General features: G+C 63.8%; 26 protein-coding genes. 14 read left to right on the top strand and 12 right to left on the bottom strand.

The window, feature by feature from the left end:
- Positions 1-32 precede the first annotated feature (32 nt).
- The 4 genes from murU (at position 33) to K0F86_RS00460 (ending at position 4304) form a co-directional block, all read left to right on the top strand.
- Entirely contained in the window at positions 33-761 is a 729-nt protein-coding gene (murU, locus tag K0F86_RS00475; protein ID WP_219132458.1) for an N-acetylmuramate alpha-1-phosphate uridylyltransferase MurU, read from the top strand.
- The gene (locus K0F86_RS00470) at positions 758-2083 is read left to right on the top strand and encodes an aminopeptidase P N-terminal domain-containing protein (protein WP_219132457.1); all 1326 of its coding nucleotides are present in this window, start codon (positions 758-760) and stop codon (positions 2081-2083) included. Before murU ends, K0F86_RS00470 begins: the two co-directional genes overlap by 4 nt.
- 9 nt (positions 2084-2092) lie before the next feature.
- The gene (locus K0F86_RS00465; RefSeq protein ID WP_219132456.1) at positions 2093-3235 is read left to right on the top strand and encodes a UbiH/UbiF/VisC/COQ6 family ubiquinone biosynthesis hydroxylase; all 1143 of its coding nucleotides are present in this window, start codon (positions 2093-2095) and stop codon (positions 3233-3235) included.
- 115 nt (positions 3236-3350) lie between these two features.
- Positions 3351-4304 carry a sensor domain-containing diguanylate cyclase gene (locus tag K0F86_RS00460; protein ID WP_219132455.1) on the top strand — a complete coding sequence of 318 codons (954 nt, stop codon included), beginning with the start codon at positions 3351-3353 and terminating at the stop codon, positions 4302-4304.
- Between the two features lie 45 nt (positions 4305-4349).
- On the opposite strand, the gene K0F86_RS00455 is transcribed toward K0F86_RS00460, so the two are convergent.
- The 3 genes from K0F86_RS00455 to K0F86_RS00445 are packed head-to-tail and all read right to left on the bottom strand — an operon-like array spanning position 4350 to position 7264.
- Positions 4350-5804: an NAD(P)(+) transhydrogenase (Re/Si-specific) subunit beta gene (locus tag K0F86_RS00455; RefSeq protein WP_219132916.1), complete on the bottom strand. Its 1455-nt coding sequence runs from the start codon at positions 5802-5804 to the stop codon at positions 4350-4352.
- A gap of 8 nt (positions 5805-5812) precedes the next feature.
- Positions 5813-6127 carry an NAD(P) transhydrogenase subunit alpha gene (locus K0F86_RS00450; RefSeq protein ID WP_071321726.1) on the bottom strand — a complete coding sequence of 105 codons (315 nt, stop codon included), beginning with the start codon at positions 6125-6127 and terminating at the stop codon, positions 5813-5815.
- Positions 6128-6151: 24 nt separating this feature from the next.
- Positions 6152-7264: a Re/Si-specific NAD(P)(+) transhydrogenase subunit alpha gene (locus tag K0F86_RS00445; protein WP_219132454.1), complete on the bottom strand. Its 1113-nt coding sequence runs from the start codon at positions 7262-7264 to the stop codon at positions 6152-6154.
- A 411-nt stretch (positions 7265-7675) separates the two neighbouring features.
- On the opposite strand from K0F86_RS00445, the gene K0F86_RS00440 reads away from it, so the two are divergent.
- Both K0F86_RS00440 and mnmA read left to right on the top strand, forming a co-directional pair.
- A complete protein-coding gene (locus tag K0F86_RS00440; RefSeq protein ID WP_010401817.1) occupies positions 7676-8155 on the top strand; it encodes an NUDIX hydrolase in 480 nt (159 codons plus the stop codon).
- A gap of 31 nt (positions 8156-8186) precedes the next feature.
- Positions 8187-9308: a tRNA 2-thiouridine(34) synthase MnmA gene (mnmA, locus tag K0F86_RS00435; RefSeq protein ID WP_219132453.1), complete on the top strand. Its 1122-nt coding sequence runs from the start codon at positions 8187-8189 to the stop codon at positions 9306-9308.
- Here mnmA and K0F86_RS00430 read toward each other — a convergent pair.
- From K0F86_RS00430 to K0F86_RS00420, 3 genes are all read right to left on the bottom strand, one after another.
- Complete coding sequence (locus K0F86_RS00430) at positions 9305-9715, bottom strand: response regulator (protein ID WP_096238706.1); 411 nt, start codon at positions 9713-9715, stop codon at positions 9305-9307. The two genes, mnmA and K0F86_RS00430, sit on opposite strands and share 4 nt — an antisense overlap.
- 40 nt (positions 9716-9755) lie before the next feature.
- Positions 9756-10529, bottom strand: a complete 774-nt coding sequence (locus K0F86_RS00425; protein WP_116745749.1) for a 5'-3' exonuclease — start codon at positions 10527-10529, stop codon at positions 9756-9758.
- A 216-nt stretch (positions 10530-10745) separates the two neighbouring features.
- A complete protein-coding gene (locus K0F86_RS00420) occupies positions 10746-11417 on the bottom strand; it encodes a glutathione S-transferase (protein ID WP_219132452.1) in 672 nt (223 codons plus the stop codon).
- Positions 11418-11583: 166 nt separating this feature from the next.
- On the opposite strand from K0F86_RS00420, the gene K0F86_RS00415 reads away from it, so the two are divergent.
- The 4 genes from K0F86_RS00415 (at position 11584) to nagZ (ending at position 17087) form a co-directional block, all read left to right on the top strand.
- Positions 11584-12636, top strand: coding sequence for a YjgN family protein (locus tag K0F86_RS00415; protein ID WP_257571918.1), 1053 nt, complete (start codon positions 11584-11586; stop codon positions 12634-12636).
- Positions 12637-12639: 3 nt separating this feature from the next.
- Positions 12640-13650: a M48 family metallopeptidase gene (locus K0F86_RS00410; protein WP_219132451.1), complete on the top strand. Its 1011-nt coding sequence runs from the start codon at positions 12640-12642 to the stop codon at positions 13648-13650.
- Positions 13651-13753: 103 nt separating this feature from the next.
- Entirely contained in the window at positions 13754-15364 is a 1611-nt protein-coding gene (locus K0F86_RS00405; protein ID WP_219132450.1) for an FMN-binding glutamate synthase family protein, read from the top strand.
- A 181-nt stretch (positions 15365-15545) separates the two neighbouring features.
- Positions 15546-17087: a beta-N-acetylhexosaminidase gene (nagZ, locus tag K0F86_RS00400; protein ID WP_219132449.1), complete on the top strand. Its 1542-nt coding sequence runs from the start codon at positions 15546-15548 to the stop codon at positions 17085-17087.
- A 45-nt stretch (positions 17088-17132) separates the two neighbouring features.
- Here nagZ and K0F86_RS00395 read toward each other — a convergent pair whose 3' ends face one another.
- On the bottom strand, positions 17133-18122 hold the full coding sequence (locus tag K0F86_RS00395; RefSeq protein WP_219132448.1) for an oxidoreductase: 990 nt from the start codon (positions 18120-18122) through the stop codon (positions 17133-17135).
- A 107-nt stretch (positions 18123-18229) separates the two neighbouring features.
- Between K0F86_RS00395 and K0F86_RS00390 the strand changes: the two genes are divergently transcribed.
- Positions 18230-19150 carry an AraC family transcriptional regulator gene (locus tag K0F86_RS00390; RefSeq protein WP_219132447.1) on the top strand — a complete coding sequence of 307 codons (921 nt, stop codon included), beginning with the start codon at positions 18230-18232 and terminating at the stop codon, positions 19148-19150.
- 35 nt (positions 19151-19185) lie between these two features.
- On the opposite strand, the gene K0F86_RS00385 is transcribed toward K0F86_RS00390, so the two are convergent.
- The 4 genes from K0F86_RS00385 to K0F86_RS00370 form a co-directional block, all read right to left on the bottom strand.
- Positions 19186-19347, bottom strand: a complete 162-nt coding sequence (locus K0F86_RS00385) for a hypothetical protein (protein WP_219132446.1) — start codon at positions 19345-19347, stop codon at positions 19186-19188.
- A 64-nt stretch (positions 19348-19411) separates the two neighbouring features.
- Positions 19412-19693: a hypothetical protein gene (locus K0F86_RS00380; RefSeq protein ID WP_070220612.1), complete on the bottom strand. Its 282-nt coding sequence runs from the start codon at positions 19691-19693 to the stop codon at positions 19412-19414.
- A gap of 9 nt (positions 19694-19702) precedes the next feature.
- Positions 19703-21604: a ferrous iron transporter B gene (locus K0F86_RS00375; RefSeq protein ID WP_219132445.1), complete on the bottom strand. Its 1902-nt coding sequence runs from the start codon at positions 21602-21604 to the stop codon at positions 19703-19705.
- A gap of 2 nt (positions 21605-21606) precedes the next feature.
- Positions 21607-21891 (bottom strand): FeoA family protein, encoded by a 285-nt coding sequence (locus K0F86_RS00370; RefSeq protein ID WP_071075209.1) that lies wholly within the window; start codon positions 21889-21891, stop codon positions 21607-21609.
- A 413-nt stretch (positions 21892-22304) separates the two neighbouring features.
- Between K0F86_RS00370 and K0F86_RS00365 the strand changes: the two genes are divergently transcribed.
- The gene (locus tag K0F86_RS00365; RefSeq protein WP_071075208.1) at positions 22305-22520 is read left to right on the top strand and encodes a bacterioferritin-associated ferredoxin; all 216 of its coding nucleotides are present in this window, start codon (positions 22305-22307) and stop codon (positions 22518-22520) included.
- A 17-nt stretch (positions 22521-22537) separates the two neighbouring features.
- Positions 22538-23239, top strand: coding sequence for an energy transducer TonB (locus tag K0F86_RS00360; RefSeq protein WP_219132444.1), 702 nt, complete (start codon positions 22538-22540; stop codon positions 23237-23239).
- Between the two features lie 222 nt (positions 23240-23461).
- Here K0F86_RS00360 and K0F86_RS00355 read toward each other — a convergent pair whose 3' ends face one another.
- A complete protein-coding gene (locus K0F86_RS00355) occupies positions 23462-24142 on the bottom strand; it encodes a Fe2+-dependent dioxygenase (RefSeq protein WP_219132443.1) in 681 nt (226 codons plus the stop codon).
- 399 nt (positions 24143-24541) lie between these two features.
- Here K0F86_RS00355 and bfr point away from each other — a divergent pair, with 399 nt between their 5' ends.
- Positions 24542-25018 (top strand): bacterioferritin, encoded by a 477-nt coding sequence (gene bfr, locus K0F86_RS00350; protein ID WP_010401839.1) that lies wholly within the window; start codon positions 24542-24544, stop codon positions 25016-25018.
- Positions 25019-25200 lie beyond the last annotated feature (182 nt).

Raw genomic sequence — 25200 nt, 5'->3', positions numbered from 1 at the left:
ATGTACAAAATAAATCAGAAAACGAGTATTCCATGAAAGCCATGATCTTTGCCGCAGGCCGCGGTGAACGGATGCGTCCGCTTACCGATACCTGTCCCAAACCGCTGCTGAAAGTGCGCGGCCGCCCGCTGATCGTCTGGCATGTGCTGAACCTGGTGCGCGCCGGCATCACGGACATCGTCATCAACCATTCCCACCTGGGCCACCAGATCGAGGAAACCCTGGGCGACGGCAGCGCGTACGGCGCGCGCATCGCGTATTCGCCGGAAAGCACGCCGCTGGAAACGGCGGGCGGCATCGCGCAGGCGCGCCACCTGCTGGGCGATGAACCATTTCTCGCCATTTCCGGCGACATCTATTGCCCCTACTTTGACTTCAAGCAGGTACTCGACGTGCTGGCCGACAAAGATGTGCTGGGCACGCCGTACCCGGCCGACCAGCGCGACATCGCCTGGACTTACCTGGTGCCCAATCCCGACTTCCATCCACAGGGCGACTTCGGCCTGACCTTGTTCGCGATCAACAATACGGACGAGACCAAGTGGACCTTCGCCAACATCGGCGTGTACCGCCCCGAGATGTTCGACGGCATCGCGCCGGGCAGCCACGCCAGGCTGGGCGACCTGCTGCGCAATTATGCGGACCAGGGCCGCGTGGGCGGCGAAGTCTATCCGGGCGAGTGGACGAATGTGGGTACGCCGCAGCAGCTTGACGCGCTCAATGGCGTCACCGCTACAAGCCCGAAGGCGCCGGCGGCATGATCGCCAATTACGCGGCCCGGCGCGCGGCGCTGCTGGCGCAGATGCTGCCGGGCAGCGTGGCCATCCTCGCCACAGCGCCCGAAGTGCCGCGCAACAGCGATTGCGATTATCCGTACCGCCACGACAGCTATTTTTACTACCTCAGCGGTTTCACGGAACCCGACAGCGCCGTGGCGCTGGTGGCCGCCAGCGCCACGGCGCCCGCGCGCGCCATCCTGTTTTGCCGCGCCAAGAACACGGAACGCGAAATCTGGGATGGTTTCCGCCATGGCCCCGAGGCGGCGCGCGCCAGCTTCGGTTTTGACAGCGCCTTCCCCATCGAGGAACTCGACGTGGAAATGACGCGCCTGCTGGCCGACTCCCCCGCCATTTACTATGCGCTGGGCGGCAGCCTCGATGCACAGGTCAAGCTCTGGCGGCACAACGTGCGGCAAAAGGCCCGCAGCGGCGTCACGGCGCCCGCCATTGCGCATGACATCAACGGCATGCTCGACGCCATGCGCCTGCTGAAAGACCCGCAGGAACAGCAGCTGATGCGCCGCGCGGCCGCCATTTCCAGCGCCGCCCACGTGCGCGCCATGCGCGCCACGCGGCCCGGCATGCACGAATACGCGCTGGAAGCGGAGTTGCTGTACGAATTCCGGCGCAGCGGCGCGCAGTTTCCCGCGTATTCCTCCATCGTCGCGGGCGGCGACAACGCCTGCATCCTGCACTACAGCGCCAACAACGCGGTATTAAAAGACGGCGAGCTGGTATTGATCGACGCCGGCTGCGAACTCGATGGCTACGCCTCCGACATCACGCGCACGTATCCTGTCAACGGCCGCTTCAGCGGCCCGCAGCGGGCGCTGTATGAATTGGTGCTGGCCGCGCAGCAGGCAGCGCTGGACATGGTGCGCCCCGGCTTGCCGCACAGCGCCATCCACGAGGCGGCCGTGCAGGTGCTGGCGCAGGGCATGCTGGATTTGAACTTGCTGGACCGGCAAAAAAGCGGCAGCGCGCAGGACGTCGTCGCCGACAAGGCCTATATGCCCTTCTACATGCACGGCACCAGCCACTGGCTGGGCATGGACGTGCACGACGTGGGCGCCTACCGCGACACGGGCGCGCCCGGCAAGCCGTGGCGCACTTTGGCACCGGGCATGGTGCTGACGGTGGAACCGGGCATCTATGTGCGTCCCGGCGCGGGCGTGCCGGAGCAGTTCTGGCATACCGGCATCCGCATCGAAGACGACGTGCTGGTCACGCCGCAAGGCCATGAAGTCTTCAGCACGGCGCCCAAGAGCGTCGCTGAAATCGAACAACTGATGTCACAGGATTAACGCCGCCGCATGCATACACCATCCACTTTTGATCTCGCCATCTGCGGCGCCGGCCCCGTCGGCATGGCGCTGGCCGCCCTGCTGGTGCAGCGCGGCAGCCGCGCCGCCGGCATCGCCCTGCTCGACGCCAAATCCCTTGAGCAGGCCAGGCGCGACCCGCGCACCATCGCCCTGTCGCACGGCAGCCGCCAGATTCTCGAGGAAGCGGGCGCCTGGCCCGTCGAGGCGACGCCTATCCACCAGATTCACGTCTCACGGCGCGGCCAGTTCGGGCGCAGCCTGATGGACCGCGGCGAGCATGGCGTCGAGGCGCTCGGTTATGTGGCCCGTTACGGCGCCGTCGTCAGCGCGCTGGCCGACGTGTGCGAACGCCTGGGCGTGGCCAGCCTGCGCCCGGCGCGGGTGACGAGCAGCTGCGAAGACGCCGACGGCGTGTCCGTGCAGATCGACCAGGCGGGTGCCGCATCGAGCTTGCGCGCCAGCCTGCTGGTGCAGGCCGAGGGCGGCCTGTTCGGCCAGCAGCCGGAGCGCGCCGTCAGCCGCGACTACGGTCAAAGCGCCATCATCGCCCATGTGCGCACGAGTGCCCCCATCGCTCACCGCGCGTATGAGCGCTTCACCGATGAAGGCCCGCTGGCCCTGCTGCCGCAGGACGATGGCTACGCGCTGGTCTGGTGCGTGCCGCCCACGCGCGCCGAACAGTTGCAGGCCCTGGACGACGCGGCCTTCCTGGCGCGCCTGGGCGCCGCCTTCGGCAGCCGCCTGGGACGCTTTACCCACACGACGGCGCGCCTGGCCTATCCGCTGGGCCTGAACGCGCAGGCGGGCGGCACGGCGCGCACGGTCGCCATTGGCAATGCGGCGCAAACCCTGCACCCGGTGGCAGGGCAAGGCCTGAACCTGGGCTTGCGCGACGCCGCCGTGCTGGCCCGCGTGCTGGCGCAGGATAGCAGCCCGGCCGGCCTGGAACGCTATGCGCAATTGCGCCAGGCGGACCGGGGACTGACCGTGCGCGTGACCGACACCATGGCGCGCATTTTCACGGGCAGCGCCCCCACGCAAGGCTTGCTGGGCCTGTCGCTGGGCTTGCTGGACGTTTTCAGCCCGGCGCGCAAAAGCCTGGCCACCCTGATGATGTACGGCCGCCGCTGAGTCTTGGCAATAAGCAAAGGGCACGGGCGAAAAAGAAACAGGCGGGCGATCCGGCATGGAGTAAACGGCCCGCGGATGCGACAATGGCTGTCACCTGGCTTTCGGCGACCGTTCCATGACAGATGCATTGCCCGCAGCACCGCCTGCCGCTCTTCCCGAAGTACTTTTTTTCCGCCTGCTGGAAGATGCCCTTGACGCCGTCATCATCATCGACGAGCAGTGCCGCATCCGCTATATCAATGGCGCCATGCAGGCGCTGTCGGGCTATGCCAGCGGGGAATTGCTGGGCCAGACCCTGAATGGCCTGCTGCCCGACGCCGTCGGCGCGCAGCACGACAACCTCGTAATCAACTACATCCGCAGCTCACGCAGCTCCAGCGTACTGGGCAAGATACGCGAATTCGCCATTCGCCACCGCGACACGCAAATGATCCCCATCGAAATGAAGGCGCTGGACCTGGGCGTGGTCGACGGCACGCGCTATTTCGGCGCTTTTTTGCTCGATGTGCGCGAACGGCGCGAACTGGCGGCAAAAAACGCCAGCCTGCTGGCACAACTGGAACAGCAGGCGCTGTACGATGCGCTGACGTCGCTGCCCAACCGGCGCGCCTATGAAGCGCAGGCCGAGCAGGCGATGGCGCGCGCGGCGCGCAGCGGCGCCGCCCTGAGCGTGGGCGTGGCCGACCTCGACCACTTTAAAAAGATCAACGACCGCTACGGCCATGCCGTGGGCGACGCCGTGTTGCGCACGGTGGCGCAGGCGCTGCGCGACACGGGACGCATCACCGACGTGGCGGCACGCCTCGGTGGCGAGGAATTCGGCCTGCTCTTCCCGGACGCCAGCCTGCAGCAGGCGCACCAGGTGGCCGAACGCATCCGCGCGGCCGTGGCGGCGGCGGCCACCGTGCTGCCCGACGGCGGCTCGTTGCACGTCACCATCAGCATCGGCGTGGCGTCGCTGGTGCAAGGCGCCAGCCTGGACGCGGCCATATCGGATGCCGACAAGGCCCTGTACGCAGCCAAGCATCAGGGCCGCAATAAAGTCGTCGCGGCAGCGACCGGCCAATAAAAACGGCCCGCGCAAGGCGGGCCGTCCGGTCGCTGCAAGCGGCATTTATTCGATGGCTTTCAGCATATCCTCGATCACCTTCTTGGCGTCGCCAAACACCATCATCGTGTTCGGCTGGTAGAACAGTTCATTGTCCAGGCCCGCATAGCCGGAAGCCATCGAGCGCTTGTTGACGATGATGCTCTTGGCCTTGTACGCCTCCAGGATCGGCATGCCGGCGATCGGCGATGTCGGATCTTTCGCCGCCGGGTTGACCACGTCGTTCGCGCCCAGCACCAGCACCACGTCCGTCTGGCCGAATTCGCCATTGATGTCTTCCATCTCGAAGACCTGGTCGTATGGCACTTCCGCCTCGGCCAGCAGCACGTTCATGTGGCCCGGCATGCGCCCTGCCACCGGGTGGATCGCATACTTGACGGTGATGCCCTTGTGCGTAAGCTTTTCCACCAGTTCCTTGAGCGAATGCTGTGCGCGCGCCACGGCCAGGCCGTAGCCGGGCACGATGATGACGGTTTCCGCATTGCTCATGATGAAGGCGGCGTCGTCGGCCGAACCCGATTTCACGGGACGCTGTTCCTGCGCGCCGGCCACGCCTGCCGCCGGCGCAGCGCCGCCGAAGCCACCAAGGATGACGTTGAAGAACGAGCGGTTCATGGCCTTGCACATGATGTACGACAGGATCGCGCCGGAAGAACCGACCAATGATCCCGCGATGATCAGCATCGAGTTATTCAGCGAAAAACCGATGCCGGCCGCGGCCCAGCCCGAGTAACTGTTGAGCATCGACACCACCACCGGCATATCGGCGCCGCCGATGGGAATGATGATCAGCACGCCCAGCGCAAAGGCGATGAGGGTCATGATGACGAACGGCGTCCAGGCCGGCTCCACCCCGTCGGCGAAGCAGAACGCCAGGCCCAGGCCGACCATCACCAGCGCCAGCACCAGGTTGAGCATGTGCTGGCCCTTGAAGCTGACCGGTGCGCCCTGGAACAGGCGGAACTTGTATTTGCCCGACAGCTTGCCGAAGGCGATCACCGAGCCGGAGAACGTGATGGCGCCGACAAAGGTGCCGATGAACAGCTCGAAACGGTTACCGATGGGCAGCGCCTCGCCGTGCTTGGCGATATTGAAGGCCCACGGCTCGGACACGGCCGCCACGGCGATGCAGACGGCCGCCAGGCCGATCAGCGAGTGCATGGCCGCCACCAGTTCCGGCATCTTCGTCATTTCCACGGTTTTCGCCAGGTAGGCGCCGATGGCGCCACCCGTGACGATGCCGATGATGACGAGGGTCAGGCCCATGCCGCCCGTTTGCTGCTCCTTCAGTTTCAGGATCAGCGCCACGGTGGTGACGGCGGCAATCGCCATGCCGCTCATGCCGAAGGCATTGCCGCGGCGCGCCGTCGAGGGCGACGACAGGCCTTTCAAGGCCTGGATGAAGCACACCGAGGCGATCAGGTACATCATCGTCACCAGGTTCATGGTGACGAAGCTCATGGCGTGACTCATTCTTTGGCTCCTTGCTTGGCCTTCGGTTCTTTTTTGCGGAACATCTCGAGCATGCGCTGCGTGACGAGGAAGCCGCCAAACACGTTGACGGCGGCCAGCGCCACGGCCAGGGTGCCGGCCGCCTGCGCCAGCGGGCCATCGGTCAGGCCGGCCGCCAGCATGGCACCGACGATGATGATGGCGGAAATGGCATTGGTAACGGCCATCAGCGGCGTATGCAGCGCCGGCGTGACAGTCCAGACGACGTGGTAGCCGACATAAATGGCCAGCACGAAGATGATCAGGTTGGTGATGGTGTGACTGATTTCCATGATGTTGTTCTCTCCGGCGCCGCGTTATTTACGTAAGATTTCACTACCTGCGCACACCAGGCTGGCCTTGATGATTTCATCCTCGCGGTCGATCAGCAACTGATCGTCCTTGTCGATGATGAGCTTTAAGAAGTCCAGCACGTTGCGCGCATACAGGGCCGAGGCATCGGCCGCCACCAGGGTCGCCAGGTTCGGCTCGCCCACGATGTAGACGCCGTGCTTGATGACCGTCTTGCCCAGTTCTGACAGGGGGCAGTTGCCGCCCTGCTCGACGGCCAGGTCGACGATGACGGAACCGGGCTTCATGGCCTTCACCGTTTCTTCGGAGATCAGCACGGGCGCGGCGCGGCCGGGGATCAGGGCCGTGGTGATGATGATGTCGGCCAGTTTCGCCCGTTCATGCACCAGTTCGGCCTGGCGGCGCATCCAGTCGGCCGGCATGGCGCGTGCATAGCCGCCCGAGCCCTTGGCGATTTCCTTTTCTTCCTCGGTCAGGAAAGGCACGTCGAGGAACTTGGCGCCCAGCGACTCGACCTGCTCCTTGACGGGCGGGCGCACGTCGGAGGCCTCGATGACGGCGCCCAGGCGCTTGGCCGTGGCGATCGCCTGCAGTCCGGCCACGCCCACGCCCATGATCAGCACGCGGGCCGCCTTGACGGTGCCGGCCGCCGTCATCAGCATGGGCATGAAGCGCTGGTAGGTATTGGCCGCCACCAGCACCGCCTTGTAGCCGGCGATATTCGCCTGCGAGGACAGTACGTCCATCGACTGCGCGCGCGTGATGCGCGGCACGGCTTCCAGGGCGAAGGCGGACAGGCCGGCCGTTGCCATGGCGGCGATATTGTCGGCGTCAAACGGGTTGAGCATGCCGATCAGCACCGTGCCGCTGGCCATCAAGGCCCGTTCCCCGGCATCGGGGGCGCGCACCTTGAGCACGATGGCGCAGCCATAGGCTTCCTGGGCGGTGCCGATCTGCGCGCCGACGGCGGCATACGCCTCGTCGGGAATCGACGCTTGCAAGCCCGCTCCCGACTGCACGACGATCTGATGCTTGGCTGCCAGCTTCTTGACTGTCTCGGGCGTGGCTGCCACCCGTGTTTCACCAGGCCGTGTTTCGGCCGGTATGCCTATCCTCATGATGCCTCCGCTAATTGATAAACTGACTAGAATCTAACACGGAAAGCAGCGCGTTAAACGTTTGTGAACCAGCAACTTCTAGTTGTACGACACTAATTTCACCAGCATCCCCCGATTCGTTTCACCATGCGGCGCGGCGACCATATTGTGGGAATGTGTGTCAATCTCACCACAGTCGAGCCTGCGTGCGCGCTTGTTTTGACCACAGGGAAAGCCTATATTAGCGGGCGTTTCCTGCCATCTTGCCGACTAAGCCCCCATGCTAGTGCGCTCCCCGGGAAAGACGTAAGTACCTCCCACCGCTATTTGCTAAAACGTTGTCATTTATCAATATGTCCGCGCAACAGAAGGCCGGGTTCAAACCGCGCGCGCAGAACAAGATAAAATGTCGGCTCTTTCAAGGATGGAATCATGCCGAGAATCTGGAAACCCTCTGTCACCGTTGCCGCCATCGTCGAGCGCGACGGCCTGTTTTTACTGATTGAAGAAGAAACCAGCGAAGGCATCAAGCTCAACCAGCCGGCCGGTCATCTCGATCCGTTCGAGTCGCTGGAACAGGCGGTGATCCGCGAAACGCTGGAAGAAGCGGCCTACGATTTCATCCCCACGGCACTGGTCGGCATGTATATGTCGCGCTATCAGTCATTGCGCACGGGCGAAGACGTAACCTATTTGCGCTTCACCTTTTGCGGCACGGCCGGCGCCGAACATGACCGCCCGCTGGACGAAGGCATCATCCGCACCCTGTGGATGACGCGCGACGAGCTGGCGGCATGCCAGGAGCGCCACCGCAGCCCGCTGGTGCTGCAGTGCGTGGACGAATACCTGGCTGGCCGGCGCGCGCCGCTGGCCCTGCTGCACACGCATGCGTCTGTCTTTAACAGCGCATAGCAATATTATCTAAAGTACACTGGAAAGCAAGATGAGCAAGAAGAAAGTCGTTATCGGCATGTCCGGCGGGGTCGATTCCTCGGTCGCGGCATGGATGCTGAAGGAACAAGGCTATGAAGTCATCGGCCTGTTCATGAAAAACTGGGAAGATGACGACGATTCGGAATACTGCTCCACGCGCCAGGACTGGATCGACGCGGCCAGCGTGGCCGACGTCATCGGCGTCGATATCGAAGCCGTCAATTTCGCCTCCGAATACAAGGACCGCGTATTCGCCGATTTTTTACGCGAATACCAGGCCGGCCGCACGCCGAACCCGGACGTGCTGTGCAACGCTGAAATCAAGTTCAAGGCCTTCCTCGACCACGCCATGACCCTGGGCGCCGACCTGATCGCCACCGGCCACTACGCGCGCGTGCGCCAGGCGCCGACGGACGCTGGACGCTATGAACTGCTCAAAGCCGTCGACGCCAGCAAGGACCAAAGCTACTTCCTGCACCGGCTGAACCAGGCGCAATTGTCGAAAACCCTGTTTCCGCTCGGTGAAATCCCGAAGACGCAAGTGCGCAAGATCGCCGAACAGCTGGCGCTGCCGAACGCGCAAAAGAAGGATTCGACGGGCATCTGTTTTATCGGCGAACGCCCGTTCCGCGAATTTTTGAACCGCTATCTGTCCTACAAGCCTGGCCCGATGAAGACGGCCGACGGCAAGACGGTGGGCGAACACGTGGGCCTGAGTTTTTATACGCTGGGCCAGCGCAAGGGCATCGGCATCGGCGGCGTGAAGTCGTACCAGAACGCGGACGGCAGCAGCGACGCCTGGTATGTGGCGCGCAAGGATATCGCCAACAACACCCTGTGGGTGGTGCAGGGCCATGACCATCCGTGGCTGCTGTCGCCCGCCTTGACGGCCGACCAGGCCAGCTGGGTCGCAGGCAGCGCGCCGCAGGCAGGCGCCTTGAGCGCCAAGACGCGCTACCGCCAGGCCGATGTGGCTTGCCAGCTGCTGCCGGAGGGGAATGAACACTTCAGCCTGGCGTTTGACCAGGCGCAATGGGCCGTCACGCCAGGCCAGTCGGCCGTGCTGTACGACGGCGACGTGTGCCTCGGTGGCGGGATCATCGCCAGCTCAACGGGCCTGGCCGGCGTCTAGGTATTGCCTTGCGCGGCGGCGGCCAGCGCCTGCTGCTGCTTGCGCACCATGGCAATGACCGTATTGCGCACGGTTTTCAGGACCGTGTCGGCCATGAAGGGTTTCACGATGAAGCCCGATACGCCCATGGCGTGCGCCGCCTGCAGCGAAGCGGCGTCGATGCCGCCCGAGACCATGAAAATGAGCGTTTTCGGATACTGGGCGCGGATGGTTTGCACCACATTCGTCCCGTCTTCCACCTGCTCGCGCGCGATGCAGACGAAATGCGGGTGGTGCTTGACCAGCAGCGCCAGTCCCAGCGCGCTGGTATGCGTCTGCCCGCAGACATCGTAGCCGCCATCGGTCAGGACCGAGTTCAGCAGACCGCGCGCCACGGCGCTGCTATCGATCAGGACTGTTTTTAACATCATGATTGCTTTCCTTGCTTGATTGTTCTTGCCTGGCGTTCTACTTTTCCCACGCGAGCTTGTTCCAGGTCACGCCTAAAACTACGTCGGTCTTGAGTTCCACCAACTTTCTTGAAAGATACAGTATTTCCCGCTCTTTTCGCAGGCTTTCGCCCAGCGCACCGGGCAAAATCCCCGCGCCGGCCATCACGGCGTCGATATTGCCGTAACCGCGCAACAGTTTCGCCCCCGTTTTCAGGCCGATCTTCGACACGCCGGGAATACTGTCGGTGACGTCGCCCATCAGCGCCAGCAAGTCGGGCAGCAGTTCCGGCGGCACGCCGAACTTTTTCTCGACCCAGGCACGGTCGTGCCAGATGCCCTTGAAATGGTCCCACACGAGCGCGCCGTGCGCGATCAGGCCATGCAAATCCTTGTCGGTGGTGGCGATGACGGCCGCGCCGCGCCCCTCGTGCAGCCAGCGCATGACGGCCGTGCCGATCACGTCGTCGGCCTCCACTTCGGGAATGCTCACGACATGCATGCCGAAGCTGGCCAGGGTGGCGTAAAAGCCGGGCAAGGCGTCGCGCAGCACCTGCGGCATGGGCTGGCGCCCCTCGCGGTAACCGGCATACAGGGCGTGACGCCAGGTCGGGCCGCCAAAATCGAAGGCCGGCAGGATGTGCGTCGGCTCGTGGTCGTTGATGAGGGTGCGGAACGACGACAGCGCATGGCGCAGCGCGATCTCCGCCTTCAGGTCGGAATCGGGTTCAGGACTGGCTTCGTAGACGCGGCGTACGATATTCAAGCCGTCGATAGCGAGGAGTCTGGCCATGCGGTAAGTGGATGCTGGTTGAATCGGGCATTTTACCGTATGGCGCCGGGGATATTCCCAGCATATTCCCCTTGGCAGGATTCACGCGGCCTCACAGCACCGAACAAAACCGTAGCGAGCGGAAGGGAGATGTGGCCGAGAAGCGCAACCGTACTCTAGTACGGTGAGCATCGCAGGCCATATATACCGACGCGCAGTAGGTTTGGTTTGGTGCTCTCATTTGGCGAAATCGTAGGGCCCGCCCCGCTCGAGAGCCCGCTGATAGGCGGGCCGCGCGTGGATGCGCTGCAGGAACGCCGTCAGCTTCGGCAGGCGCTCGTCGAGTCCGCCGCGCATGGCGGCCGCTTCCAGCGGAAAGCTCATCTGGATGTCGGCCGCCGTGAATTCATTGCCGGCAAACCATTTGGTGTTCTCCAGCTCCGCTTCCATATAGGCCAGCTGGCTGTTGATATTGGGCAGGATGAAACTGCTCTTGACCTTGCTGGAGATGCCGCGCGCGATGGGCTTGACGAAAAACGGCATCGGCGACGATTCGACCTTGTCGAACACCAGTTTCATCAGCAGCGGCGGCATGGCCGAGCCTTCCGCGAAATGCAGCCAGTAAGTCCAGCGCAGCTTCTCCGGCGTACCGGCCGCCGGGATCAGGCGGCCATTGCCGTAGCGTTCGACCAGGTAGTCGATGATGGCGCCCGATTCGGCGATGGTGTTGGCGCCATCCGTGATCACGGGCGACTTGCCCAGGGGATGCACGGCTTTCAAGGAAGCGGGCGCCAGCATGGTTTTCGGGTCGCGCTGGTAGCGCTTGACCTCATATTCCAGGCCCAGTTCCTCGAGCAGCCAGAGCACGCGCTGCGAGCGTGAATTATTCAGATGGTGGACGACGATCATGGTTTTCCCGTTAGGCGATGGTTGAGTTCCAGTATAGCCGGGACAGGAAAATCGCGGCGTCAGGGGCGCCACACCAAAAGAAATTGCAGAAAACAGTATTTTCAATTGATAACTTTTCAATCTTCCCTTATCTTGTTTTGTTTCCAATAAGTAAGGAAACTCCCCTGTGGATTTCGACACCAACAACACCATGCCCAAGCGCGAAGCCATCACCTTCAGCGCCACCGGCAGCGAATACTTCCGTATCTGGATCGTCAACCTGCTGCTGAGCATCGTCACCCTGGGCATTTATTCCGCCTGGGCCAAAGTGCGCCGCAACCGCTATTTCTATTCCAGCACCCATCTGGCTGGCAGCAGCTTCGAATACCACGGTAACGCCATGGCCATCCTGAAGGGGCGCATCGCGGCCGTGGTGCTGATCGGCGGCTACAACATCGCCCTGCGGGTCTCGCCCATCGTGGGCCTGCTGATGTTCGTGCTGCTGGCCGCCATCCTGCCCTGGCTGATCTGGAAAAGCCTGCAATTCAAGCTGTACAACACCAGCTACCGGGGCATCCGCTTCGGTTTCGGCGGCAGCGCCAAGGAAGCCTACAAATACTTCCTGTGGCTGCCCATCCTGAATACCTTCACCCTGGGCTTGATGACGCCATTCCTGCACCAGCGCCTGAAGCGCTTCCAGCACACGCAAAGCCGCTTCGGCACCAGCCAGTTCAGCTTTGATGCCAGCGTGGGCAGCTTCTACAAAACCTACCTGCTGTTCTTCGCGATCCTGGTAGGGGGCTTGGTAGCGCTGTTCTTTTTCATCGTTGGCGGCGTGGTTGGTTCGTTCCTCACCACCCCCGGTGACAAGACCAAGATCGGCGGTTTTCTGATAGGCATGGGCTTGATGTATCTGTGGGCCTTCACCGTGCTACCGTTGTTCCTGACCATGATCCAGAACCTGATCTGGAACCACACGCGCTTGCAGCAGCACCAGTTCCAGTCGCAACTGACCTGGGGCCGCACCACGTTCATCATGCTGACCAACCTGCTGGGCGTGGTCGTCACGCTGGGCCTGTTCGCGCCATTCGCCCACGTGCGCTGGCTGAAGTACCGCCTGGAGGCGACGTCGATGCTGGTACACGGTAGCCTGGACGAGTTTGTCGCCGCCACGGGCCAGCAAGTGTCGGCCACGGGCGAAGGCATGGCCGACCTGCTGGACTTCGACCTGTCGATGTAAGCAATGAACGCCAACACGCAAGAAGACCACGCCGCTCTGGCCGCCCGCTATTTCGACGGCCAGAGTTCGCGCCTGTACCACGTGACGCTGTCGGTGCGCGATGGCGTGGCCATGCTGGCGGGCGATATCGAGCGCAGCTGTCCGCTGGGCGAGCTGCACGTGTCCGAACGCAGCAGCCACGCCGTGCGCAAGGTCAGCTTTCCCGACGGCGCCTACCTGGAAATCGCCGACCAGGCGGCCTTCAACACATTGCTGCACGACACGGGCCACCGCGACGGCTGGGTGGTGCGGCTGCAGCAAAGCTGGCGCGGCGCCCTGCTGGCCACGGTCGCCACCGTGCTGGCCCTGTGGCTCAGCTATCAGTACCTTCTGCCCGTGGTGGCGAAGGGGGTCGCGTATGCGATTCCCCAGTCCGTCGAGCGGCAACTGGGCCAGGGCGTGCTCGATTTCCTCGACGGCCACGTGTTTGAAGCGAGCAAGCTCGCTGGCACGCGCCAGCAAGCCTTGCGCAATCAGTTCGCGCGTCTGGCCACGCCCGGCGACAGCACGCCCGAGCACCGCATCGTTTTCCGCAAGAGCAAGATCGGTCCGAACGCGTTCGCCCTGCCGTCCGGCGACATCGTGCTGACCGATGAAATGGTCGAACTGCTGCCGGACGATGCCGCCATCATGGGCGTGCTGGCGCATGAGCTGGGCCACCTGCAGCAGCGCCACCTGACGCGGCGCATCATCCAGACCTCGGCCGTGGGCGCCGGCGCGGCGCTGCTGTTCGGCGACGTGTCGACCGTGGTGGCCACCGTGCCGCCGCTGTTGCTGGACTTGAAGTATTCGCGCGATGTCGAACGCGACGCGGACGACTACGCGATCGCCATGCTGCGCCAGAACGGTATCGCGCTGGAACACCTGGCGCAAGTGTTTGTCGCCCTGGGCAAGCTGGACCAAGGCACGCCGTACTTGTCGAGCCATCCGGCCAGCACTGAACGCATCGCACGCATCAGAGCGGCACAGCGCTAAGCACCTCACGCGGCGCCGCTGGGCGCCGCGTTCTTTCCGTCCAGCACGTTCCGTGAATCGAAGGTAGACTCGGCAGTATCAGTCTGACTTCCCCGGAGTGCCCATGCACCTAGTACCATTTCGCTACCTGACCTTCATTGCGACGGCCGCCATCTTTGTCCTGTCCCTGTTTTATTACGATCATTACTGGCTGCCCGTGCTGGCCGGTGCGCTGACCCTGGTTGGCATCAGCGACCTGCTGCAGACCAAGCGCGCCCTGCGCCGCAACTATCCCATCCTCGCGCATTTCCGCTTCTTTTTTGAGAGCATCCGCCCCGAAATCCGCCAGTACTTTCTGGAAAGCGACAGCGAGGCGACGCCGTTTTCGCGCAGCCAGCGCAGCATCGTCTACCAGCGCGCCAAGGAACAGACGGACAAGCGCCCGTTCGGCACCCAACTCGACGTGTATGCAGCGGGCTATGAATGGATCAACCATTCCATCGCCCCCGCCAAGGTCACGGGCCACGATTTCCGCATCGAGATCGGCAACCATCCGGACTGCCCCCGCACACAGCCGTATTCGGCCAGCGTCTTCAATATCTCGGCGATGAGCTTTGGCGCCCTGTCGGCCAACGCCATCCTGGCCCTGAACGGCGGCGCGCGCAGCGGCGGCTTCATGCACGACACGGGCGAAGGCAGCATCAGCCCCTACCACCGCGAAAACGGCGGCGACCTGGTGTGGGAAATCGGCTCCGGCTACTTCGGCTGCCGCAACCAGGACGGCACGTTTTCAGAGGAGCGCTTCATCGCCAACGCCAGCTCCGAGCAGGTGAAAATGATCGAGCTGAAAATGTCGCAGGGCGCCAAGCCGGGCCACGGCGGCGTGCTGCCCGGCCCGAAAGTGACGATCGAAATCGCCACCACGCGCGGCGTGATGGTGGGCGAGGATTGCGTCTCGCCGGCGGCGCACAGCGCCTTTTCCACGCCGCTGGAAATGCTGCATTTTATCGACCGTCTGCGCACGCTCTCCGGCGGCAAGCCGACGGGCTTCAAGCTGGCCATCGGCCATCCGTGGGAGTTTTTCGCCATCGTGAAAGCCATGCTGGAAACGGGCATCACGCCCGACTTCATCGTCGTCGACGGCAGCGAAGGCGGCACGGGCGCGGCGCCCCTGGAATTCACGGACCATGTGGGCACGCCGCTGCAGGAAGCGCTGGTGCTGGTGCATAACACCCTGGTGGGCGCCAACCTGCGCGCGAAGATCAAGATCGGCTGCTCGGGCAAGATCATCACGGCCTTCGACATCGCCCGCCTGCTGGCGCTGGGCGCCGACTGGTGCAATTCGGCGCGCGGCTTCATGTTCGCGCTGGGCTGCATCCAGTCGCAAAGCTGCCACACGGACCGCTGCCCCACGGGCGTGGCGACGCAAGACCCGCAGCGCCAGCGCGCGCTGGTGGTGTCCGACAAGATCGCCCGCGTGGCGCACTTCCACCAGAACACCATGAAGGCGCTGGCCGAACTGATCGCCGCCGCCGGCCTCGCGCACCCGCAGGAACTGCGCCCGCACCACCTGGTGCGGCGCATCTCGCCGAACCAGGTGAAACTGGCCTCGGCCCTGCTGCCCTTCCTGGAAGCGGGACAATTGCTCGACCCGAGCCAGCTGCCGCAGCTGCCGCCCGTGTTCGGCCTGTACTGGCCCAAGGCGCAATCGGCCTCGTTCCAGCGCCTCGATTGATGCGGCGTTTGCGCAAGTGGAGCAATACCACTTAATAACCACTTGCGCAAATATCCAAATCCAATACAATACCAAAACAAGTACAAAACCAGGGCAGCTTTTCCGGTGAGCGCCACGATGCGCCACCACGGTGCCAGAATACGTATGCCGTCGTCACAATAAATACCGGAGGAGTTGCAGCATGGAGCAGGGTTTGCGCGAAAAAGTAGGACAGTTGTTCATGGTGGGCTTCGACGCCCTGCAGGCGGACGAGCATATCAAGACCTTGATACGCGAAAAGAAGGTGGGCGGCGTGATCCTGTTCCGCCGCAACGTGCACACGCCCGCGCAAGTGTCGGCCCTGTGCCGCGAACTGCAGGAAATCAACGCGGAAGTGTCGGACATCCCGCTCTTGATCTCCATCGACCAGGAAGGCGGCATGGTGATGCGCATCGAGCAGGGCGTCACGCCGATTCCGGCGGCGATGGCTTTCCAGGCGGCCGGCTCGGTGGAAGATTGCGAACGCATGAACCAGATCAGCGGCGATGAAATGCGCCAGCTGGGCATCAACCTGCTGCTCGCGCCCGTGCTGGATGTGAACAACAACCGCAACAACCCCGTCATCGGAGTGCGCGCGTATGGCGAGGATGCCGCCACCGTCATAGCCTACGGCATGGCCGCCATGCGCGGCCAGCGCGCCAGCGGCATGGCCGTGACTGCCAAGCACTTCCCCGGCCACGGCGACACGGCCATCGACACGCACTACGCCATGGCCCTGGTCCCGCACGACAAGGAACGCCTGCGCGCCGTGGAACTGGCGCCCTTCCGCGCGGCCATCGCCGGTGGCGTGGACGCCATCATGACGGCGCACGTGGTCTTCCCCGCCTTCGAAGCCGACACCAGCGTGCCGGCCACCCTGTCGAAAGGCGTGCTGACGGACCTGCTGCGAGGTGAAATGCAATACCAGGGCGTCGTCATTACCGACTGCCTGGAAATGGCGGCCATCGCCGACGGCATCGGCATCGCCCAAGGCGCCATCGCCACCTTGCAGGCCGGCGCCGACATCGTCCTCATTTCGCACCGCGAAGCGCAGCAGACGGCGGCCATCGAGGCTGTCATCGCCGCCGTGGAGCGCGGCGACATTGCGATCTCGCGCATCGATGCGGCTTGTGCGCGCGTGGCGGAACTCAAGCGCAACCGCGCCGTGCGCGACTGGCGCGCACGTCCCGTCGCCCCGCCGGCGCTGATGCAGCCGGCCGCCATGGCCCTGTCGCAGCTGCTGCAAAAAGCGGCATTGCGCGTGCAGGGCGACTACCGCCCGCTCGATGCCAGCCTGCCCGTGACCCTGCTGACGGTGGAAGTGCGCTCGCGCAGCGAGATCGACGAAGTGGCGCTGGGCCGCAACAAGGAAGCGCGCAGCTCGATGCTGCCGGCGCTGCTCGAAGCGGGCCTGGACGTGCGCGAATATGCCTTGTCGGCCGAAGCGCTGGACGACGAGGTCAACGAGGCCATCGCCTTTGCGCAAGGCGCGCAGCAGATCGTGCTGCAAACGTATAACGCCATGTTCGTCGACGGCCAGCGCCGGCTGGTCGAGGCCCTGCCGCACGATAAACTGTGGCTGGTGGCGGGCCGTTTGCCGTATGACCTGGACCTGGCCCCCCACGCGCAAGGCCGCCTGGCCGCCTTCGGCTGCCGCCCGGCCGCGCTGGTGCCCGTGGTGGAAAAACTGGCCGGCCAGGCGTAAAGCCACGCCGCCGTCATGCACATGCCGGGCATTGCCCGGCATTTTTTATGCCGCGCCGCAATCGAAGCGCACGCCCGTCATCTGCTCGCTCAGCGCCCAAAGCTGGCGCGCCTGCGCGGGATCGGCCGCCCAGCGCCGCACGCCCGGCCCCGTGCTGTCGTCCGCCACCAGGGTGGCGATGTCGCCATCCTCGCAATACACGCCGCCCAGACCCGCGAGCTGCGCGCTGGTGGCGCACCAGACGGCCGTGGCGGCACCCTGCGCCACATTCTTGAAACCCGATCGCGGCGGCGGATTCACCTGGCCCTCGTCATCGAGCGCCCCGACCCGGCGCAAGTCGTCGAGGTCCAGGTGGCGCACCAGCGGCGTCAGGATGGCGCCCGGATGCAGCGAGTAGGCGCGCACGCCGTGCGCCGCGGCGCGCCGGTCCAGTTCCACGGCAAACAGCGCATTGGCGCTTTTCGACTGCGCATACGCGCGCCATTTATCGTACGGCTGACGCAGGAAATGCGGGTCATCCAGGTCGACGCCTGCCTGCCGGTGTCCCAGCGACGACACGCACACCACGCGCGCGCGCCGCGCCTGCCGCAAGGCGCGCCACAGGCGTGCCGTCAGCTGGAAATGCCCCAGGTGATTCGTCGCGAACTGCGCCTCGTAGCCGCGCGCATCGCGCAGCAAGGGCGTGGCCATGATGCCGGCGCCGTTGACCAGCACGTGCAGGGCGCGGCCGGTGGCAAGAAAGGCGGCGGCAAAGGTGTCGATCGATTGCGGATCGAGCAGGTCGAGCGCGGCGACCTCCACGCCGGCCATGCCATTCAAGGCGGCTTGCGCCTGATGCGGGTCGCGCGCCGGCACCAGTACACGGGCGCCGGCACCGGCCAGCACGCGCACCGTTTCCAGCCCCAGGCCCGATGCGCCGCCCGTGACGATGGCCTGCATGCCGGACAGGTCGCGCCCGGCCAGCGCCTCGGTGGCCGTGGTGCGCGCGTCAAAACCGGAATGCAAGGGAGTTTGAAGGGTAGTGGTATATGTCATGGCTGCCTGGGCGTGATCGATAAAAACCCATTGTGCGCGCCGTGGCCTGGACTGTGAATGGCGTAAAATCTTTAATACTATCGCTATCGTCCAGAATTGAACCCACCATGGATTTGCTCTCCGATGTACTCTCGCTGCTCGATACGCGCAGTTCCTACTTTGCCGGCCTGAAGGCGGGCGGCGAGTGGGCCATCGACTTTCCGCCGCCGGACGGCATCAAGTTCAACGCCGTGATCGAAGGCGGCTGCTGGCTGACGGTCGCCGGCATCGACGCTCCCGTGCAACTGCAGACGGGCGACTGCTTCCTGCTGGCGCCGGGGCGCGCCTTCACCCTGGCCAGCACACCCGGCTTGCCGGCCGCGCCGGCGCTGGACGTGTACCGGCATGCGCGGCACGGCGTGGCCCGCCACGGCGCGCCGCAGCACGATTTTTTTCTCATCGGCGGACGCTTCCACTTTGGCGACGAAGCGGCCATCCTGCTCGACTGCCTGCCGCCGCTGCTGCACGTGCGCGGCGATACGGACCAGGCCAGCGTGCTGCACTGGGCCTTGCAACGGCTGGCGCAGGAACTGCAGGCGACGGCGCCCGGCGCGGCGCTGATGACGCGCCACCTGGGCCACATGATGCTGCTGCAGATGCTGCGCCAGTATCTGGCAGCGCAGGCATCGCACCCGGCAGGCTGGCTGTTCGCGCTGGCCGATCCCCGGCTGCGCGCGGCCATCGAGGCGATGCATGCGCAGCCGGCGCAGCGCTGGACCTTGGCGCAGCTGGCCGCCGTCGCGGGCCAGTCGCGCTCCGCCTTTGCCGTGCATTTCAAGACCAGGGTGGGCGTGACGCCGCTCGACTACCTGCTGCGCTGGCGCATGCGCCTGGCGACGCGGCGCCTGAAGGACAGCGGCGCACCCATCGCCTCGATCGCGCTGGCGCTGGGCTACGATTCGGACAGCGCCTTCAGCCACGCCTTCAAGCGCGTCATGGACTGCTCGCCGCGCCAGTACCGGCTGCGCCACGCGGGCGCGCAGGCGTAAAAAAACCCGCATCTGCGGGTTTTAACAATACAGGGTCAGCGCGCCGCGACGGGCGGCAGGGCCGCTACCGCCAGCAAGGCGAACGGCCCGAGGAACAGGCCGATACCGAACCAGACGCCGCCATTGCGCCCACGCCGGCTGGCCAGCAGCCAGGTGGCGATCGCAAACAAAAACATGAAGATCAACAGTATCGCCATTGCCACTCCTTGCCATGCGGAAAGCCCAGTGTAGCCGACGGGCGCGCCCGTGCCTAGACATACATCAGTCCTGGCGCTGTACCTGCATCAAGATCACGCGCTTGCTGCTGCCGTCGGCCGGTGGCGTGGCCGACGGTGGCGGCGGACTGTCGCAGGAACCGCAGGAACCGCAGCCGCTGCCGCAACCGGGCGCCACCTTGAAGAAGGTCGACATCTTCGCCTCATCGAGGCCGCAGCGCACCAGGCCGCGCACGATGGCGCGGCGCACGCCCGCCGGCAGGTACTTGGTCGAAAAATGCAGCAGCGCGGCTGCGACGATCAGGGCGACGATGAGGGTTTGCCACATGGTTTTCTCCTAAGCGCCCAGCATCAGGGCGACGCGATATGTGATGAACGAGGCGGCATACGCCAGCGCAAACATGTAGCCGGCCATCAGCAGCGGATAGCGCCAGCCGCCCGTCTCGCGCTTCACCACGGAGAGGGTCGACAGGCACTGCGGCGCGAACACATACCAGGCCAGCAGCGACAGCGCGGTGGCCATCGACCACGAATGGGCGATCAGCGGCTCCAGTGTGGTGGCCAGCGCATCGCCCGTTTGCGACAGCGCATACACGGTGCCCAGGGCGCCGACGGCCACTTCGCGCGCCGCCATGCCGGGCACCAGCGCGATGCAGATCTGCCAGTTGAAACCGATGGGCGCGAAGATCACTTCCAGGCCGCGGCCCAGGATGCCCGCCAGGCTGTAATAGATCGGCGGATGGATCGCGTTGTCCGGCGCGCCGGGGAAGGTGCTGAGGAACCACAGGATGATCATCAGGCTCAGGATGATGGTACCGACGCGCGTGAGGAAGATCTTCGCGCGCTCCCACAGGCTGACGGCCAGGTTGCGCAGATGCGGCCAGTGGTAGGCCGGCAGCTCCAGCATCAGCGGCTGGTTGCCGCGCACGCCCATGCCGCGCTTCATGACCCAGGCCACGGCCATGGCCGAGATGATGCCGGCAAAGTACAGCACGAACAGCACCAGGCCTTGCAGGCTCAAATAACCCCATACCTGGCGCTGCGGAATGAAGGCGGCGATGATCAGCGCATACACGGGCAAACGCGCCGAGCACGTCATCAGCGGCGCGATCATGATGGTGACGAGGCGGTCGCGCGGGTTCTGGATGGTGCGCGCCGCCATCACGCCGGGGATGGCGCAGGCAAAGCTCGACAGCAGCGGGATGAAGGCACGGCCCGACAGGCCCACGCCGCCCATCAGGCGGTCCAGCAGGAAGGCCGCGCGCGGCAGGTAGCCGCAGTCTTCCAGACTCAGGATAAAGAAGAACAGGATCAGGATCTGCGGCAGGAATACCAGCACGCTGCCGACACCGCCGATGATGCCTTCCACCAGCAAGCTTTTCAGGTGGCCATCGGGCATGTTCGCCGTCAGCACGGCACCCAGGTGGCCCACGCCATCGGTGATCATTTCCATCGGCGTGGCGGCCCAGGCAAACACGGCCTGGAAGATCAGGAACATCAGCACGGCCAGGATGAGGGGGCCGAACACGGGGTGCAGCACCACGTCGTCGATTTTTTCCGTCAGGTTGCCCGTGTCGCTGCTGTCATTGCTGACGGCGGCCAGGATGCGGCGCACTTCGCGCTGGGTTTCTTCGACCGTGACGGCATCGATGGCCGCCAGCGGTTTCGCTTCCACGACCGGCAGGGGCAGCATGGCGTCGATGGCGTTCAACAGGGCTTTTTCGCCATCGTGCTGCACCGCGACGGTTTCCACCACGGGCATACCCAGTTCCTGCGCCAGCCTGGCCGTATCGATCAGCATGCCGCGCTTGCGCGCCACATCCGTCATGTTCAGCGCCAGCAGCATGGGCAAGCCCAGACGCTTGACTTCCAGCACCAGGCGCAAGTTCAGGCGCAGATTGGTGGCGTCAACGACGCAAATGATGGCGTCCGGGCGCGGGTCACCCTTGCGCAATCCCCCCACCACGTCGCGCGTGATGGCTTCATCGGGCGTGGTGGCCGACAGGCTGTAGGCGCCCGGCAAATCGAGCAGGCGCACGGGCTTGCCGGCGGGCGAAGTGAAATGGCCTTCCTTGCGCTCGATGGTCACGCCGGCGTAGTTCGCCACTTTCTGGCGCGCGCCCGTCAAACGGTTGAACAGGGCGGTCTTGCCGCAGTTCGGATTGCCCAGCAAGGCGATTTGTGGCTGGTGCGGCGGCTTGTGCGCGCCCGCTTCCACGATAGTTTCTACGGCACCCATGGTTATTCCGGTTGAAGCAGCGGTTGAATCGTGATCAGCGCCGCTTCGAAGCGGCGCAGTGCGAACGTGGCATTGCCGACCTTGATGGCCAGCGGGTCGCCGCCGGGAATGCCGCGCTTGAGCATGCGGATATGTTCGCCAGGAACGAATCCCAGCTCCATCAAGCGGCGGGCAAGGTCAACGCCATCTTCCGTCTGTCCTGCCGTGTGGGGCGTGATATGCAACACCGTGCCGCTCTGGCCGACTGCCAGCGCGTCGAGCGTCATCAAGGGTGGAACTAGAGTCATGAGCAAATTCCGTTCAAATTAAGAACACCGGGACAAACTGCTGCGCGCGGCGCATCGCGTTTGACTTGGGTGTTGTGAGGTAAAACGCAACTGTTGCGCATTACCGACAAGCGACCTTTCAAACTGTCCGGACGGCGACCGTCCGAGACAATACCAGCATTATAAACATGAATGCGAATTGTTTTTATTTGGCCCGGAGAGTGGCCCCTGTCAAGGGCTACGCCATGCGCACGCAGGCCATATCCACGCGCCGCGCCAAGCCGCCAGGCGCCGCACACTTGATCAAAATCGCTTGCATTGTCCTCCGCTTTGCGCGACAATGAAACGTAATGATAATGATTCTCATTAAAACACTAGCAACAATGCTTCCCAGCACTAGTGCATTTTTCATCCTCCAGCCAGAAGGTGTATCAATGATTGTATGTGTCTGCAACAACATATCTGATCGTGAAATCCGTCAAGCCGTCGATCTTGGCCTGTCCAGCATGGCCGAACTGCGCCGCGACTTGGGCGTAGCCACCTGCTGCGGCAAATGCCATACCTGCGCGCGGGAAGTGCTGAACGATCACCTGAGCGCCACCGTAGTGCTGCAAGAAACCGTATTGATGCGAGCTGTACTGACAAACTAAAGAAAGCGATGAATGCCATGACGATGATGCCCCCGCCCGTAACGGTGCAGGCCGTGCAACAATTTGCCGACTTCGACAAGAAGCGCAACAAGTTCGCGCCGCTGATGGCCATCGTCGTCCTGCATATTGTCGGCTTTTACGCCATCCAGAGCGGCCTGCTGAGCCGCGTCGTCACGGCGGCCATGCCGACCATCACCACCATCAGCATCATCGCCCCGCCGGCGCCGCCCAAGCCGCCGGCACCGTCGGTGCCAAAAACCGTGGAATTGAGCGCTCCCGTGCCGCGCGCCGTCATTCCGCCGCTGCCGCTGATCGCCGTGGCGCCGAGCGAACCGACGATCACGCCGCCGCAGCCGACGCGCGCCGAAGCGGCCCCCGTGGCCACCGCCGCGCCGACCGCGCCATCGGCACCGTCGCCGACGCCACCGGCACCATCGACGCCGCGCACCGTCAGCAGCGTCGAATACATCAAGGCACCGCAACTGATCTACCCGAATTTGTCGCGCCGTCTGGGCGAAAGCGGCACCGTGGTGCTGCGCATCCTGATTAATGAAAAAGGCTTGCCGGAGCAAATCCTGATCCACAAATCGACGGGCTACGGCAACCTCGATGAAGCGGGCCGCCAGGCCGCGCAGCGCGCGCTGTTCAAGCCGATGATCGAAAACGGCAAACCCGTCCCGGTCTATGTGCTTGTCCCCCTGACCTTCCAGCTGAGCTAGCCTTCCGGCGGCCACGGCGCCGCTGCCAGCCCGCAAGCACCGCACCCCGTGCCCTGCTTGCTTTTTTGCGCCCTGTTTTCTGTACCAGTCAAGCAACTGCTTGTTTCAGTCTGCCAGCCACCATCCCCGGGCCAGGCAGACTTTTTTTTGCCGGTGCTTCACGCAGTATCGTAGGTCGGATTAGCGCGGCCAAAGGCCACGCGTAATCCGACACCGCCACGATCACATCTCCGCCCACATCCGCAGCAGGTTGTGATAATGCCCCGTCAAGCCCACCGTCGCGGGCGAATCGCCATGCTCTGCGCGCACGCTCTGGATGTTCTGATCGAGCTCGAACAGCATGCTGCGTTTCCAGTCCTCGCGCACCATGCTTTGCGTCCACAGGAAGGAACAGATGCGCTCGCCGCTGGTGACGGGCAGCACCTGATGCACGCTGCTCGACGGATACACGATCACGTCGCCGGCCGGCAGTTTTACCTCATGCGTGCCGTAGGAATCGACCACCACCAGCTCGCCGCCTTCGTACTCGTCCGGCTCGCTCAGGAACACAGTCGAGGAGACGTCGGCGCGCATCGACTGCAGGCCGTGTTTCGGCGTGCGGATGGCGCCGTCGATATGCAGGCCATAGTGCTCGCCGCCCGCATAACTGTTGAAGAACGGCGGCAGGATGCGCAGCGGCAGCACGGCGGCAAAGAACAGCGGATTGGCCATCAGCGCGCGGCTGACGATCTCGCCCAGCTCCAGCGCCAGCGGCGAACCTTCGGCCAGCTGGCGGTTGCGCTTGACCTGCGCCCCTTGCGCCCCGACGCTGGCGCGCCCGTCGACCCAGTCCGTTTGCGCCAGGCGCTGGCGAAACTGCGTCACCTGTTCCGGCGTCAGCACGCCGGGTATATGCAGCATCATCTTGCTATCCCTTTTCAGTAAAAATCGCTGCCTGATTATCGCATCGCCGGCAGCGGTCAAGAAGACACAAAAGCAAGAACGGAGCAACATTTCCCGCCTTTTCAACGCAGCCAAATAGCAGCGGGAACGCGAATGAGAATGGCCTGCATTTTCCTTGACAAATAAAAAACGGAAAAATGGGGCAATCCATTTGAGAATGGGTTTTATTCGCACGATATTTACGTTAAAAAGACGGAAAGACACCGTTTCGCAGCAAAAAACGCCCCTATTTTGCGCTATCATGCGGGCATAGCGAGACCGGCAACCTGCACGCCACCAGGCAGCCCTGCGCCACCCGGCAGTGAGCGCCAGCAGCCTCCGGTTTCATCATCGAACGCGACACAGAACAAAGGAATTCCCATGAAGGGCGATAAAGAAGTCATCCGCATGCTCAACGCACAGCTCACCAACGAACTGTCGGCCATCAACCAATACTTCCTGCATGCGCGCATGTACAAGCACTGGGGCCTGGAAAAGCTGGGCAAGAAGGAATACGAAGAATCGATCGGCGAAATGAAACACGCCGACAAGCTGATCGACCGCATCCTGATGCTCGACGGCCTGCCTAACCTGCAAGCGCTGCACAAGCTGCTGATCGGCGAGAACACGCCGGAAATGCTGGAATGCGACTTGAAGCTGGAGCGCGCCGCGCACGCCACCGTCAAGGAAGGCATCGCCATCAGCGAAAAAGCGGGCGACTACGTCTCGCGCGACCTGTTCCTGATGATCCTGGAAGATACGGAAGAGCATATCGACTGGCTCGAAACGCAGATCGACCTGATCGCCAAGGTCGGCATCCAGAACTACCTGCAAAGTCAGATGGCCGTCGAAGAGTAATGAGGACACCTGCCAAAACCTACTGCGCGTCGGCATAGGCGGCCTGCGATGCTCACCGTACTTTAGTACGGTTGCGCTTCTCGGCCACCTCTTCCTTCCGCTCGCTACGGTTTTGTCAGGTGTCGTAACATCGTTGGTGGAACAAAAAAAACCGGCAATTGCCGGTTTTTTTACGCCTGTAC

The organism is Janthinobacterium sp. UMAB-60, from assembly GCF_900095235.1.
In the GTDB taxonomy this organism is placed as follows: domain Bacteria; phylum Pseudomonadota; class Gammaproteobacteria; order Burkholderiales; family Burkholderiaceae_D; genus Janthinobacterium.
The sequence above is the reverse complement of the archived record's forward strand: the minus strand, read 5'-3'. Positions and strand labels throughout refer to the sequence as shown.

Coding starts and splice junctions, on each gene's coding strand:
- K0F86_RS00460 (WP_219132455.1), top strand. CDS start 3,351: ATGACAGATGCATTGCCCGCAGCACCGCCTGCCGCTCTTCCCGAAGTA.
- K0F86_RS00380 (WP_070220612.1), bottom strand. CDS start 19,693: ATGTGGCAAACCCTCATCGTCGCCCTGATCGTCGCAGCCGCGCTGCTG.
- K0F86_RS00375 (WP_219132445.1), bottom strand. CDS start 21,604: ATGGGTGCCGTAGAAACTATCGTGGAAGCGGGCGCGCACAAGCCGCCG.
- K0F86_RS00355 (WP_219132443.1), bottom strand. CDS start 24,142: ATGATGCTGCATATACCCGGCGTGCTGACGCCGGAACAGGTGACGCAG.
- K0F86_RS00465 (WP_219132456.1), top strand. CDS start 2,093: ATGCATACACCATCCACTTTTGATCTCGCCATCTGCGGCGCCGGCCCC.
- murU (WP_219132458.1), top strand. CDS start 33: ATGAAAGCCATGATCTTTGCCGCAGGCCGCGGTGAACGGATGCGTCCG.
- K0F86_RS00360 (WP_219132444.1), top strand. CDS start 22,538: ATGACGATGATGCCCCCGCCCGTAACGGTGCAGGCCGTGCAACAATTT.
- nagZ (WP_219132449.1), top strand. CDS start 15,546: ATGGAGCAGGGTTTGCGCGAAAAAGTAGGACAGTTGTTCATGGTGGGC.
- K0F86_RS00470 (WP_219132457.1), top strand. CDS start 758: ATGATCGCCAATTACGCGGCCCGGCGCGCGGCGCTGCTGGCGCAGATG.
- K0F86_RS00365 (WP_071075208.1), top strand. CDS start 22,305: ATGATTGTATGTGTCTGCAACAACATATCTGATCGTGAAATCCGTCAA.
- K0F86_RS00425 (WP_116745749.1), bottom strand. CDS start 10,529: ATGGCCAGACTCCTCGCTATCGACGGCTTGAATATCGTACGCCGCGTC.
- K0F86_RS00420 (WP_219132452.1), bottom strand. CDS start 11,417: ATGATCGTCGTCCACCATCTGAATAATTCACGCTCGCAGCGCGTGCTC.
- K0F86_RS00390 (WP_219132447.1), top strand. CDS start 18,230: ATGGATTTGCTCTCCGATGTACTCTCGCTGCTCGATACGCGCAGTTCC.
- K0F86_RS00370 (WP_071075209.1), bottom strand. CDS start 21,891: ATGACTCTAGTTCCACCCTTGATGACGCTCGACGCGCTGGCAGTCGGC.
- K0F86_RS00430 (WP_096238706.1), bottom strand. CDS start 9,715: ATGTTAAAAACAGTCCTGATCGATAGCAGCGCCGTGGCGCGCGGTCTG.
- K0F86_RS00410 (WP_219132451.1), top strand. CDS start 12,640: ATGAACGCCAACACGCAAGAAGACCACGCCGCTCTGGCCGCCCGCTAT.
- K0F86_RS00405 (WP_219132450.1), top strand. CDS start 13,754: ATGCACCTAGTACCATTTCGCTACCTGACCTTCATTGCGACGGCCGCC.
- K0F86_RS00455 (WP_219132916.1), bottom strand. CDS start 5,804: ATGAGCTTCGTCACCATGAACCTGGTGACGATGATGTACCTGATCGCC.
- mnmA (WP_219132453.1), top strand. CDS start 8,187: ATGAGCAAGAAGAAAGTCGTTATCGGCATGTCCGGCGGGGTCGATTCC.
- bfr (WP_010401839.1), top strand. CDS start 24,542: ATGAAGGGCGATAAAGAAGTCATCCGCATGCTCAACGCACAGCTCACC.
- K0F86_RS00395 (WP_219132448.1), bottom strand. CDS start 18,122: ATGACATATACCACTACCCTTCAAACTCCCTTGCATTCCGGTTTTGAC.
- K0F86_RS00385 (WP_219132446.1), bottom strand. CDS start 19,347: ATGGCGATACTGTTGATCTTCATGTTTTTGTTTGCGATCGCCACCTGG.
- K0F86_RS00450 (WP_071321726.1), bottom strand. CDS start 6,127: ATGGAAATCAGTCACACCATCACCAACCTGATCATCTTCGTGCTGGCC.
- K0F86_RS00440 (WP_010401817.1), top strand. CDS start 7,676: ATGCCGAGAATCTGGAAACCCTCTGTCACCGTTGCCGCCATCGTCGAG.
- K0F86_RS00445 (WP_219132454.1), bottom strand. CDS start 7,264: ATGAGGATAGGCATACCGGCCGAAACACGGCCTGGTGAAACACGGGTG.